The sequence below is a fragment of the Bradyrhizobium sp. 44 genome, assembly GCF_023073095.1.
GTDB lineage: Bacteria > Pseudomonadota > Alphaproteobacteria > Rhizobiales > Xanthobacteraceae > Bradyrhizobium.
Genome location: NZ_JADPIY010000008.1, coordinates 427790 through 440177, shown reverse-complemented (window position 1 = coordinate 440177; position 12388 = coordinate 427790). Strand labels below are relative to the sequence as shown.

Below are 12388 nucleotides of genomic sequence, written 5' to 3'. Positions count from 1 at the left end.
GCGCGCTGTCGGCTTCAACCGACCGCCAACCGATACGCAGCCTTCGCGTTCACGCCGAACGCCTTCTCCCGCACCTGCGGACCGAGCTTCATCAGGCAGGCCTCCAGCGCGCCCTTGATCTCACCATAGCTCCCCGCGAGCAAGCATACCGGCCAGTCCGAGCCGAAGATCAGGCGATCTTCGCCAAAGCATGTCGCGGCGTGCGCGACGAACGGAAACAGCCGCTCCGCATTCCAGTCGCTCCAAACCGCTTCTGTCGCCAGCCCCGAGACCTTGCACCAGACATTGCCGCAGGCCGCGAGTGCCGCGATGCCATTGGACCATTCAGTGCTTCCACCGTCGGCAATCGGCGGCTTGGCCGCGTGGTCGAGCACGAAGCGCGCCTGCGGGAACGCTTGTGCGGTTGCGATCGCGGCCGGCAGCTCGCGGGTGCGGACCAGGAAATCGTAGGCGAGATCGTGCGCGAACACGGCCGTGAGGCCGCGCTGGACGTCCTCGCGCAACAACCAATCCGGATCGGCCTCGTCATGGACCTGGTGGCGGATGCCGACCAGCTTGTCACCGCCGGGCGAAGCGCGCAGCCGGTCCAGCGTCTCACCAAGTGCAGCGTCAGTCAGATCGGCCCAGCCGACGACGCCGATCACCGAGGGCGTCGCATGCGCGATCCGCAGGAATTCCTCGGTCTCCGCCAGCGCGGAGCGGCACTGCACCAGGATGCTCGCGTCGATGCCGTTCGCGCTCAAAAGGGGCGCGAGATCGGCCGGACCGAAGGCACGCCGGATCGGCTTGAGCTCGGGCGCATCCAGCCAGGGATAGTCGGCGCGCGCGGGATCCCAGAAATGCTGGTGAGCGTCGATGATCATGCCTTACGCTCCGTCCGGCAATGGCGCGCGGGCGTCGACGAGTTTTCGCGCACGCAGCTCCTGCCAGAACGCCATCGGTACCGCCAGCTCCGACATCGCGATGTTGTCGGCAACTTCCGCGGCGTTGCGCGCGCCCATCACGGCGACCGTGACTGCCGGATGGGCCATGCAGAACTGCAGCGCGGCGGCTTTCAGCTCGGTGCCGTGCTTGCGGCAGAGCTCGTCGAGCGCCAGCGCACGGGCGACGAGTGCCGCATCGGCATCCTGATAATTGAACTTCGCGCCGGTGTGCGGATTGGCCAGGATGCCGCTGTTGTAGATGCCGCCGAGCAGGATGCCGATATTCTTCGCGGCGCAGACCGGGAACAGCGCATCCAGCGCGCCCTGATCGAGCAGCGTGTAGCGGCCGGCGAGCAGGAAGCAGTCGACCGGAACGGCCTCTGCGAACCGGATCAGCATGTCCGACTGGTTCATGCCGGCACCGATCGCCTTGACGGTGCCGTCCGCGCGCAGGCGCTGCAGCGCGCGGAAGGCGCCGGCGACGGCGTCGTCGTAATGATCGTCGGGATCATGCACGAGCAGGACGTCGACGCGGTCGAGCCCAAGCCGCGCCAGGCTTTCCTCCACCGATCGCATCGCGCCGTCATAACTAAAATCGAACACCGGCCGCTCGCGCGACGTGCCCTTGTAATGCTCGTCCTCGGCAGCCGCGCCATCGGGCACGCGCAGCAGGCGGCCAACCTTGGTCGAGATGGCGTAGGAGTCACGGGGCTGTTGCCGCAGGAATGCGCCCAGGCGTCGCTCCGCAAGGCCAAAGCCGTAGAGCGGCGCGGTGTCGAAGAAGCGAATTCCGAGCGACCAGGCGCGGGCGATCGTCGCTTCCGCATCGGCATCGCTGACGGGGGTGAACAATCCGCCGAGCGGGGCGGAACCGAGGCCGAGTGAGGTGACATCGAGAGAGCCGAGCCGCGACCTTTTCATTCCCATTGCCTCAACCGTCTTCCCCAACAACCAAGATCATCTCTCCCGCTTGCGACAAGCGCAAGCGGGAGAGGCACGCAGGAGCGCGGGGCTGGCGACGCTCCTACTTCAACATCTGCGCAACGTTGTCCTTGGTCACGAGATCGAGGCCGGTATAAACGATCTCCGGCACCTTCTCGCCTTTCTTGATGGCGAGCAGCGTGTCCATCGCCTTCTCGCCCATCTCGAACGGACGCTGGCCGACCAGCGCATTGGCATAGCCATCGCGCAACAGCTCGAGCTGCATCTTCAGCGTATCGGCCACGACAAGCGTGAACTTGCCGGAATCGATATCCTTCTTGTACCTGGAGGCGAAGGCCTTGAAGCCTTCGGGGGCGAACATCGGCCAGCCGCCGATGGGAACGATCGCGGCGAGGTCGGGCGTCGCGGTACGCATGTCAGTCATCTGCTGAACCGCCAGCGCGGGATCGTCGTTGCAGAACGTCGGCGAGCCCGCGACCTCGGTCCATTTCGAGCCCTTCAACGCCTCGCGGACGCCGTCGACGCGTTCGGCGAGGTTCTTGGCGCCGGGACCACCCGAGACCATGGCGTATTTGCCACCGTCGGGCCGCAGCTTCAGGAGCTGCTTGCCGAGGGCGACGCCGAACTCCTTGTTGTTGGTGCCGATATAGGCGATGCGCTTGGCGCCGGGCGCATCGGCGTCGAAGGTGATGACGGGGATGCCGGCCGCGGTCGCCGCGTCGATCGACTTGGTCATCGCCGCGACGTCGGCAACCGAAATGGCGAGGCCGTCGACCTTCTGGGTGACGAAGTCCTGGATGATCTGGGCCTGCGTCGCCGGCTCGTGCTCGACCGGCCCCTTGTAGATGCACTCGATATTGCCGAGCTCCTTGGCACGCTTCAGGCAGCCGTCGCGCGCGAAGTCGAAGAACGGATTGTTCATCGCCTTGGGCACGATCACAAACCGGTAGTTTGCGGCAAACGCCGGCGTAGCCATCATCGCGACCGCGATGCCGGCAAGTAGAAATTTCCTCATCGTCTCCTCCACCCTTCTTTGGCGCCTGTCCTCTCAAGATCGTCCGGGAAGCGGACAGGCGGCATTTTCGTTGCCGTCCCGGAACGACGTCGTTTCAGATCATCCGCGAGCGGATGCGGTCGACCAATACGGCCAGGATGATGATCACGCCCACCAGCGTCTGCTGCCAGTAGGAGCTGACCTGGGCGAGCACGAGGCCGTTGCGGATCACTTCGAGCAGCACGCAGCCGACGATGGCGCCGAGCGGACCGCCGATGCCGCCGGCGAGATTGGCTCCGCCGATGACGGCCGCAGCGATCACGTTGAGCTCGTAGGACGTCGCCATGTTGGCCGGCGCCGACCCAAGCCAGCCCGAGATGATGATGCCCTGGAGGCCTGCGGCGAGCGCGCAGATCACATAGACCTCGATCTTCACCCGCACGACCGGGATGCCGGTGAGTTCGGCCGCCTTCTCGTTACCGCCGAGCGCGAACACGTGACGGCCGAACGAGCTGTGGTGCAGCACCACGGCCATTGCCAGCGCGAGGACGATCAGATAAATGAACGGCACGGGCACGCCGAGCACGTCGCCCGAGGTGAGCGCGTAGAAATAATCGGCATCCGGCCCACCTGGGAAGCTGCCGCGTCCGTTCGAGACGACATAGCCGAGCCCGCGTACGATCGAGAGCATGCCGAGCGTGGTGACGAACGGCGACAGGCCGAGCACCGCGATACAGAAGCCGTTGACGAGGCCGGCGAGCAGCGCGACGCCGAGGCCGGCGAGAAGCGAGACCACCAGGATCAGGCCGGGGACATTGGCAAGCACGGTCTTGCCGTCGGCCGCCATGTGCACGAACAGGGAGCCCGCCGGCGAGCCGGGCGCCGACAGCTCGGTCATCACCATCGAGGTGACCATGGCGGAGAAGCACATCATCGAGCCGACCGACAGATCGATGCCGCCGGTGATGATCACGAAGGTGACGCCGAGCGTCGCAATGGCGATGAAGGAGAAATTCTTCGCCACGTTCTGCATGTTGCCTTCGGTGAAGAAGTACGGGCTGGCGAAATGCATGACCACCAGCAGCACTGCCAGCGCGAGCAGGACATAGCCGGTCTGGGACGCGAAGATGCCGCGCTGCCACCATCTGATTTTGCCGACATTCGAGAAGGTGATCGGGGATTCCATGGGCATGGCCATCACGCCGCCTCCTTCGCGCCGGTGATCAGGGCGGTGACTTCCTCGGGGGAGGTCTGGTGGATGGGCTTGTCGGCCCGCTTTTCGCCGCGGCGCATGACGATGACGCGATCGCACACCGCGAACACGTCAGGCATGCGGTGCGAGATCAGCATCACGGCAACGCCCTGCTCCTTCAGCCGGTGGATCAGGCCGAGTACCTGCTCGACTTGGCGGACCGAGATCGCGGCCGTGGGCTCGTCCATCATGACCAGCTTCGCGTTGGAGAGCCGCGTCCGCGCGATCGCAACCGCCTGGCGCTGCCCGCCCGACATCTGCTTGACGAGATCGTCGGGGCGCGTCTCCGAGCGCAGCTCGCCGAACAGCTCCAGCGCACGCGCCGCCATCGCCTTGTGGTCGAGCAACGCGAACGGCCCGATCCTGCGCTTCAGCTCGCGGCCGAGAAAGACGTTGGCCGCTGCGGTGAGATTGTCGGCGAGCGCAAGGTCCTGATAGACCACCTCGATGCCGACGCCGCGGGCATCGACGGGCCGGTTGAAATGAACCGCGCTGCCGGCGAAGCGGATTTCGCCGTGGCTGGGGCGGAAATTGCCGGCGATGATCTTGACCAACGTCGACTTGCCCGCGCCGTTGTCGCCCATCAGGCCGACGACCTCGCCGGGGAGGACCTGCATGTCGACGTCATGCAGCGCGCGGATCGCGCCGAACTCCTTGCCGATGCCGGTCAACTCGAGGACCGGTGTCGCTTGTGCATTTGTCATCAGGGGCCTTCCTCAGACGTAGCGGTTGACGAGCGATTCCAGATATTCCTGCCGGCCCGAGCGCGGCTGCGGGTCAAAGCCCGGGCCGTGCGCGCGGTCGGCAAGTTCGGTAAGCGAGCGCTGCCCGCCGAGAATGGCGCGGCCCTCGGGCCCGGCCCATCCCTCGTAACGTTTCGCAAGCGGCGCAGTGAGCACGCCGGCGTCGAGCATGTCCGCGGCGGCGAGCAACGCCCGCGCGCAGGCATCCATCGAGCCGACATGGGCATGGATCAGATCGTCGGGATCAATCGACTGGCGGCGGATCTTGGCGTCGAAATTGAGCCCGCCGGAGCTGAAGCCGCCGCGGCTCAGGAGCTCGTGGAACACCAGGGCAAGCTCGGGCACGTTCATCGCGAATTGGTCGGTGTCCCAGCCGAGCAGATCGTCGCCGCGGTTGATGTCGAGCGAGCCGAACACACCCAGCGCCTCCGCGAGCGCGACCTCGTGATGGAAGGAGTGGCCGGCGAGGATGGCGTGGTTCTGCTCGATGTTGAGCTTGACGTCCTTCAGCAGGTCGTAACGCGCGAGGAAGCCGTAGCAGGTAGCGACGTCGAAATCATATTGGTGCTTGGTCGGCTCCTTCGGCTTCGGCTCGATCAGGATCGGCCCCTTGAAGCCGATCTTGTGCTTGTGCTCGACGACGAGCGAGACGAAGCGGCCGAGCTGGTCGAGCTCGCGCTTGAGATCGGTGTTGAGCAGCGTCTCATAGCCCTCGCGCCCGCCCCACAGCACATAGTTCTGGCCGCCGAGACGGTGCGTCACTTCCAGCGCGGCGCGGACCTGGCCGGCGGCATAGGTGAATATCTCGGGATCTGGATTGGTGGCCGCGCCCGCCATGTAGCGCCGATGCGTGAACAGATTGGCGGTGCCCCAGAGCAGGCGTACCTTGCTCGAGGCCATCTTCGCTTCGAACAGATCGGCGATGGCATTGAGGTTGGCGACGGATTCCGCGAGTGAGTTCCCTTCCGGCGCCGCATCGACGTCGTGGAAGGTGAAGAAGGGCACGTCGAGCAGGCGAAACAGCTCGAAGGCAACGTCGGCCTTGGCGCGCGCCTGCGCCATCGCATCGGCGCCGTGGTGCCAGGGCCGCAGGAACGTCTCGCCGCCAAAAGGATCGCCGCCGGGCCAGCACAACGAGTGCCAATAGCAGACCGCAAAACGCAGATGGTCCTCCATCCTGCGGCCATGGACGAGGCGGTCCTTGTCGTACCAGCGGAAGGCGGGCGAGTTTCCCGCATCCTTGCCGGCGAAGGCGACAGGTGCGGTTATATCAAAGAATTTCACAGACGCGTTCACTCAGGCACACTCCTTCAACGCAGGATAAAGCTCGCGCCAGCGGCGATAGGCCTCGTCATAGGCCGCAGCCACGGATGCGCGGGGCGTAAAACTCGCGAGCCGGCGCGGACGAGTGCAAACCGCAGCCGCGTCTTCGCCGGTGGCGGCGAGCCGTCCGAGCTTGGAGGCGCCGAGCGCCGCCCCGACCTCGCCCTCCTCGACGCGGTGGACGGGAATGCCGAGCACATCGGCGCAGATCTGCGCCCACAGCGGCGAGCGCGAGCCGCCGCCGACGAGATCGACCTCGGGAAGCGGTCCGCCGGCCGCGCTCAGCACCGCCAGATTGTCGCGCGCGGCGAAGGCGACGCCTTCGAGCACGGCCTGAACGATCTGGGAGCGGCCGGTCGCACCGCGCAGGCCGACGAAGGCGCCGCTGGCCGCGGCATCGTTGTGCGGCGTGCGCTCGCCGTCGAGATAGGGCAGGAATTTGACCGGGCTCGGTCCATCGACGCGCTCGCCGAGCGGCGCCAGCAGCGCTGCGGCCGGAACCTCCATCACGCCCGCGAGCCAGGCCAGCGACGCCGCCGCCGACAGCATCACGCCCATCTGATGCCAGCGGCCGGGCAGTGCGTGACAGAACGCATGGACGGCCGAGGCCGGCGCCGGTGCAAACCGATCAGTGACGCGGAACACTACACCGGATGTGCCAAGCGACAGGAAAGCATCGCCCGGCGCGATGGCGCCGAGCCCGATCGCGCTCGCGGCATTATCGCCGGCGCCGCCGGCGACCACGACATTCCTAGCCATGCCCCAGCGTTGCGCGTAGTCCGGCGCGAGCGTCGCGCTGACCTCACTGCCCTCGACGAGGCGTGGCATGTGATGGAGATCGAGCCCGGTGGCATGCAGCAGCAGGGGCGACCAGCGGCGCAGACCGACGTCGAGCCACAGGGTGCCGGCCGCGTCCGACATATCCTCGACCATCTCGCCGGTCAGGCGATAGCGGACGTAGGCCTTCGGCAGCAGCACCTTTGCGACACGCGCGAAGATTTTTGGCTCGTGCCTGGCGACCCAGAGCAGCTTCGGCGCGGTGAAGCCGGGCATGGCCAGATTGCCGGCGATCGTGTGCAGCGACGGGCAGCGCCGCTCCAGCGCGACGCATTCGGCGTGCGAGCGGCCGTCGTTCCATAGGATCGCGGGACGCAGCGGCCGTCCGTCCTCGTCCAGCAGCGTCGCGCCGTGCATCTGGCCCGACAGCCCGATGCCGCGCACCCGCGCGACCTCGCGCGGATGGCGGGCGGCAAGATCGTCGACCGCGCCGACCGCCGCATCGACCCAGCCATCGGGATCCTGCTCGGACCACAGCGGCGCGGGATGCGATAGCGCAAGCTCGCGCGCCGCCGTCGCGACAACCGCGCCGGCTTCGCTGACGAGCACCGCTTTCACACCTGATGTGCCGATGTCGATTCCGAGATACACGCCGTCCTCCCTTTCGCCTGTTGCGGTGCGCGAACTCAAAGTCGCCTTATCCGCAACGGGTCATTTTGAATTCCACCTGCCGCTAAGGCAGATTGTCCCGCATCACGATGTCGATCCTGATCTTCTCCTGTTCGCGCAAGATCGGCTCGCCACGGGCGAGCGCGAGCAGCACACGCACGGCGGCGCGCGCTTCATGTCCGGGGTTCTGCGAGATCGCGGCATGCATCACGCCCTGCAGCAGCAGCCGGCGCGTCAGCGCAGTGACGTCGTGTCCGACAAACACCACCTGCTTGTCGCGGCTGGCATCGCCCAAGGCCTTTTCATTCAACGCGTTGGCGACGCCTTGCGTACCGGCGCCGACATTATAAAGACCCACGATGTCGGCATGCCTGCTCAACAGCCGCGCCAACAATTGTTCCGAACGCGCGTCCTCGTCGCGTCCTTCGAGCACCGGCAGCACGCTGAGGCCGGGGAATTCCGACGCCATCACCTGGTTGAAGCCAAAGATGCGCTCGGCATGATCGCGCAGGCCCTGCGAGCCCGCGACGATCGCGACCTTGCCGGACTTTTGTCCGACCAGCCGCCCGACCAGCGCGCCGGCGGTGCGTCCCGCGGCAATGTTGTCGATGCCGACATAATGGTGCCGGCGCGACGACGGCACGTCGGAGACCAGCGTCACGACCTTGGCGCCGGCATCGACGAGATCGTCGATCGCGGCGCGGACGCCGGGATGGTCCAGCGCCACCACGGCGATGCCGTCGTAATCGTCCGAGAGCCCTTCCAGGGAAGCCGCGAGCACGAACGGATCGAACACGTCGGTCGCGACGGTCTCGACACCGAGGCGGCGTGACGACAACCAGCCCGACATCTCGCCGAGATAATCCTGGATCTGCTGCATGAACGGGTTCGGTCCCGACGGCATCACGAAGGCAAAACGGCGGGCGCGGCCGCGGGCGAGCTCGGCGGCGGCCACGTGCGGCTGGAACGAATTGCGCTCGATCGCCTCTTTGACGCGCCGGACCGTATCCGGCCGCACGCCCGGACGATTGTGCAGGACGCGGTCCACCGTCGCGAGGCTGACGCCGGCCTGGCGGGCGATGTCCTTCAGCGTCAGCGCGGTCGTGGTGAGCGTCTCGGCCATGGCTGAAGGCTAGCAGAGGTGTTTTGAGGTACGCAACTCATTTTGAGGGGCGGCAGGCATTTTCCGGCAGCTGGGCCTAGGAACAGCCTTTCCTGTCCGCCGTTGCTGCCCCGTGCGTAACGATATCACCCATGATCCCGGCGAGGGATTGAGCCCGACCCTCGAGCGCAACATCCAGGCGTTGGTCGAGCGCCGCCGCCGCGAGCAGCGCGCGGCCAAGGGTCAGGAAAAGGTCGCCGATGCGATCACGGCGTTCACCGGCAGCATGGCGTTCGTCTACCTCCATGTCGCGGTGTTCGGCTTCTGGATCATCGCCAATCTGCACTGGCTGCCGGGAATTCCGGCCTGGGACGAGAGCTTCGTGGTGCTGGCGATGATTGCTTCGGTCGAGGCGATCTTCCTGTCGACATTCGTGCTGATCTCGCAGAACCGCATGAGCGCAGCAGCGGACAAGCGCGCCGATCTCGATCTCCAGATCAGCCTGCTCGCCGAGCATGAATTGACCAAGGTTGCCCGCCTCCTCACGCAGATCGCCGAGCGGCTCGACGTCCAGCCCGACTCGAAGCGGGATCTGGAGGAGGCAAGCCGCGACATCGCCCCCGAGCGCGTGCTCGATAGGATCGAGCAGACGCGTTCCTGAGCTATCGGCTCGCCGACAGATCCAAGGTCAGGAACAGGCTGTTGGGATCGTCGACATAGCCTTGGAACGGGCCGCAGAGGACAAAGCCATGCGCCCGGTAGAGCGCGTGCGCCGGCTTGAAATAGTCCCACGAGCCGGTTTCGAGGCTGAGCCGCGCCATGCCGCGCGCGCGGGCTTCCGTGATGATGTGGCGGAGCATCTCACCGCCAAAGCCGCGCCGGCGCGTGGTCTGGAGCGTGTGCATCGACTTCACCTCGCCATGCGCTCCCGACAGCGACTTCAGCGCACCGGTGGCGACCAGCGTGTCGCCGTCCCAGCCGGTCCAGAACGCGACTTCCGGGGCACGAAGCCCGGCGAGATCAAGCGCATGCGCACTGCCCGGCGCGGTCTGTGCTCGCGCCGCCGCAACGTGATGGTCGAGCAGCGCGATGACGCGTGGATCAAAGGTGTCGCCGGTGCGGATCTGCATCGTCAAGGCTCACATCTTGCCGTAGGACGCGCCGCGGCGCGTGATGATGACGTAGCGCGCATCCTGTCTGGTCTCGTTCTCGAAGATCACCGCGCGCATCACGTCGAAATCGAGACAGTCGCCTTCGCGCAGGCGAACCGCCTTGGCGTCGATGTGCACCGCGATCGCACCCTCCAGCATCAGCAGTTGCTGGGTGAAGGCATTGCGCCCCCAGGGGCTGTACGGCACCCGCGCACCCGCCGGCAAATCGACGACGATGATCTCGATGCCGCTCGCCGCGTCCGTCGGCGAAGCGTGGCGGCGGCGATAGCCGCTGTCGGGATCGCGCCAGTGCGGCTGGTCGGCGAGCCGCACCAGCCGCTCCGGCGGCTTCTCGGCCAGCGCGACCACGTCGCTGAGCGACACGTCGAGCGCGGCGCAAAGTTTACCCAGCAGCGCAGCCGTCGCACTGCTCTGCGCCCGCTCTACCCGTCCGATCATCGTACGGCTGACGCCGGAGCGGCCTGCGAGCTCATTCAGCGTCATGCCGGCCTGCGTCCGAAGCGTCTTCAAGCGACGACCGATCGCGCGATCGAGCTTTTGCTGGTCCATTGCTTGTAGGTCCTGACTTTCATCCGAACATGGCCCGGCGCGGTGACCGCAAGCCACCAGGCGAGAGAGCTTAACCGAGAGCGCGCCGGGTGCCGGTCACGACGAGCTAATATATTGGAAACTTGGTCTGGCGCACGCGAGAGAACATCGGCCCTTCTTCGCCAAGGCTTCGAAGGGCATCCTGCTTCGCGTTGCCGAGATATCAAAGTCCTGCGAAGCGCCTTGACGCGAAGCAGGATGGAGCGGGCGAAGGGAATCGAACCCTCGTATGCAGCTTGGGAAGCTGCCGTTCTACCATTGAACTACGCCCGCGGATGCGCAGCCTGCGCCCGCTCTGATTAGCCGAGACGGCGCATCTCGCCAAGCGCTTTGGCGCAGCCCGCCTGACCCTTCTTAAGTTTCCGTCAAGATTTTGGATGCGCCGGATTGTGGCGGTGTTATGATCGCCTGTCTGGGGAGACGTGCACTGAGTGGGGCGTGTGCATGGTGGGGCGTGGCTACGCGATATTCGACACGACCATAGGGCGCTGCGGCATCATCTGGAGCAGCACCGGTATCGTTGCCGTGCAATTGCCGGAGGCGCGGGAGATCGATACCCGCCGCCGGATTTTCCAGGTCCATCCCGAGGCGCGCGAGCAGCGGCCTTCCGCGAACGCCGCGTTCGCGATCGAGGGCATCGTGGGTTTGCTGCAAGGCAGCGATGCTGATTTTTCCGAGGTTAGCCTGGACGCGAGCGGGGTGCCCGGCTTCAACCGGCGGGTCTACGAAGCCGCCTGCGCCATCCCGCGCGGGGAGACGCGCACTTATCACGAGATCGCCAAGACGCTGGGCGCCTCCGGCGCCGCGCATTCGGTGGCACAGGCGATCGCGAGAAATCCCTACATGCTGATCGTGCCCTGCCACCGGGTGCTGGAGGCCGGCAATTACACCGACCGGCTCTCGCCCTATGGCGGCGTGATCTCCAAGCGGCGGCTGCTGTCGCTCGAGGGCGCCCATCCGATCGCCAGCAAGACGCTGTTCGACGTTCTGCTGCCCGTTGCCCCGCCGAGACCCTCCACCTAGATAGGTGGCATGGATGCAACGACGCTGCTGACCACCCCCTCGATGACGGTCTCCGAGTTTCGCTGCGACGCGGGACCGGACGACAGCCCGTTTGCGGAGTGCCGCACCGGCCATTCCATCGCCTATGTCCGCGCGGGCAGCTTTGGCTGTCATTGCCGCGCCGGCTTCTTCGAGCTGGTGGCCGGCTCGATGCTGGTCGGCGCGCCGGGCGAGGAATACACCTGCACGCATGAGCATGTCGCCGGCGACGTCTGCCTGTCCTTTTTCCTCAGCGACGATCTGGTCGACGCGCTCGGCGGACGGCGCGACGTCTGGCAAGTCGGCGCGACGCCGCCGCTGCCCGAGCTGATGGTGCTGGGCGAACTCGCCCAGACGGCGGCAGATGGCAACAGCGACCTCGGTCTCGACGAGCTCGGGCAGATCCTCGCCGGTCGTTTCGTCGATGTCGTGTCGGGCAAGACGCGCAAGCCGACGACACCGACGGCGCGTGATCGCCGCCGCGCCGTGGAAGCCGCGCTGTGGATCGACGCGAACTCGCATGCCGAGGTCGATCTCGAACAGGCGGCGCGGCAGGCAGGCCTCAGCCCCTTCCACTTCCTGCGGCTGTTCTCCGCCGTGCTCGGCGTCACCCCGCATCAATATCTGGTGCGCTCGCGGCTGCGGCATGCGGCGCGGCTGCTGACCGACGACGACATCGCAGTCACCGACATCGCCTATGACGTCGGCTTCGGCGATCTCTCCAACTTCGTCCGCACCTTCCACCGCGCCGCTGGCGTCTCGCCAACCAAGTTCCGTCAGGCCTCGAAGGGGGAGCGCAAGATTCTCCAAGAGCAGCTTGCGCTCAACTGACTAGGTTCGTCTCCGGCGCGCGCCGATTGCG

The 12388-nt window shown here is 66.3% G+C and carries 13 protein-coding genes and 1 tRNA gene; 3 read left to right on the top strand and 11 right to left on the bottom strand.

Annotation, left to right across the window (positions count from 1 at the left end):
* Positions 1-14: 14 nt before the first annotated feature.
* The 8 genes from IVB41_RS04040 to IVB41_RS04005 form a co-directional block, all read right to left on the bottom strand.
* A complete protein-coding gene (locus IVB41_RS04040; protein ID WP_247426951.1) occupies positions 15-863 on the bottom strand; it encodes an amidohydrolase in 849 nt (282 codons plus the stop codon).
* Positions 864-866: 3 nt separating this feature from the next.
* Positions 867-1844 (bottom strand): aldo/keto reductase, encoded by a 978-nt coding sequence (locus IVB41_RS04035; protein ID WP_247426948.1) that lies wholly within the window; start codon positions 1842-1844, stop codon positions 867-869.
* Positions 1845-1947: 103 nt separating this feature from the next.
* Positions 1948-2880 (bottom strand): sugar-binding protein, encoded by a 933-nt coding sequence (locus tag IVB41_RS04030; RefSeq protein ID WP_247426944.1) that lies wholly within the window; start codon positions 2878-2880, stop codon positions 1948-1950.
* A 94-nt stretch (positions 2881-2974) separates the two neighbouring features.
* Positions 2975-4057, bottom strand: coding sequence for an ABC transporter permease (locus IVB41_RS04025; RefSeq protein WP_027565874.1), 1083 nt, complete (start codon positions 4055-4057; stop codon positions 2975-2977).
* Positions 4057-4815, bottom strand: a complete 759-nt coding sequence (locus tag IVB41_RS04020) for an ATP-binding cassette domain-containing protein (protein ID WP_007597833.1) — start codon at positions 4813-4815, stop codon at positions 4057-4059. The genes IVB41_RS04025 and IVB41_RS04020 overlap by 1 nt, the downstream gene beginning before the upstream one ends.
* Positions 4816-4827: 12 nt before the next feature.
* A complete protein-coding gene (gene xylA / locus IVB41_RS04015) occupies positions 4828-6150 on the bottom strand; it encodes a xylose isomerase (RefSeq protein ID WP_027565875.1) in 1323 nt (440 codons plus the stop codon).
* On the bottom strand, positions 6151-7605 hold the full coding sequence (xylB, locus tag IVB41_RS04010) for a xylulokinase (RefSeq protein ID WP_247426939.1): 1455 nt from the start codon (positions 7603-7605) through the stop codon (positions 6151-6153). It lies immediately after the preceding gene.
* Positions 7606-7687: 82 nt separating this feature from the next.
* Entirely contained in the window at positions 7688-8746 is a 1059-nt protein-coding gene (locus IVB41_RS04005; protein WP_247426935.1) for a LacI family DNA-binding transcriptional regulator, read from the bottom strand.
* Between the two features lie 112 nt (positions 8747-8858).
* On the opposite strand from IVB41_RS04005, the gene IVB41_RS04000 reads away from it, so the two are divergent.
* On the top strand, positions 8859-9386 hold the full coding sequence (locus IVB41_RS04000) for a DUF1003 domain-containing protein (protein ID WP_027565878.1): 528 nt from the start codon (positions 8859-8861) through the stop codon (positions 9384-9386).
* A 1-nt stretch (position 9387) separates the two neighbouring features.
* On the opposite strand, the gene IVB41_RS03995 is transcribed toward IVB41_RS04000, so the two are convergent.
* From IVB41_RS03995 to IVB41_RS03985, 3 genes are all read right to left on the bottom strand, one after another.
* Positions 9388-9855: a GNAT family N-acetyltransferase gene (locus IVB41_RS03995; RefSeq protein WP_247285352.1), complete on the bottom strand. Its 468-nt coding sequence runs from the start codon at positions 9853-9855 to the stop codon at positions 9388-9390.
* Between the two features lie 9 nt (positions 9856-9864).
* On the bottom strand, positions 9865-10446 hold the full coding sequence (locus IVB41_RS03990; protein WP_247426932.1) for a helix-turn-helix domain-containing protein: 582 nt from the start codon (positions 10444-10446) through the stop codon (positions 9865-9867).
* Between the two features lie 238 nt (positions 10447-10684).
* Positions 10685-10758: transfer RNA gene (locus IVB41_RS03985), tRNA-Gly, on the bottom strand.
* 171 nt (positions 10759-10929) lie between these two features.
* On the opposite strand from IVB41_RS03985, the gene IVB41_RS03980 reads away from it, so the two are divergent.
* On the top strand, positions 10930-11508 hold the full coding sequence (locus IVB41_RS03980; RefSeq protein ID WP_247404420.1) for a methylated-DNA--[protein]-cysteine S-methyltransferase: 579 nt from the start codon (positions 10930-10932) through the stop codon (positions 11506-11508).
* Positions 11509-11517: 9 nt separating this feature from the next.
* On the top strand, positions 11518-12357 hold the full coding sequence (locus IVB41_RS03975) for a helix-turn-helix transcriptional regulator (protein WP_247357620.1): 840 nt from the start codon (positions 11518-11520) through the stop codon (positions 12355-12357).
* Positions 12358-12388: the final 31 nt, after the last annotated feature.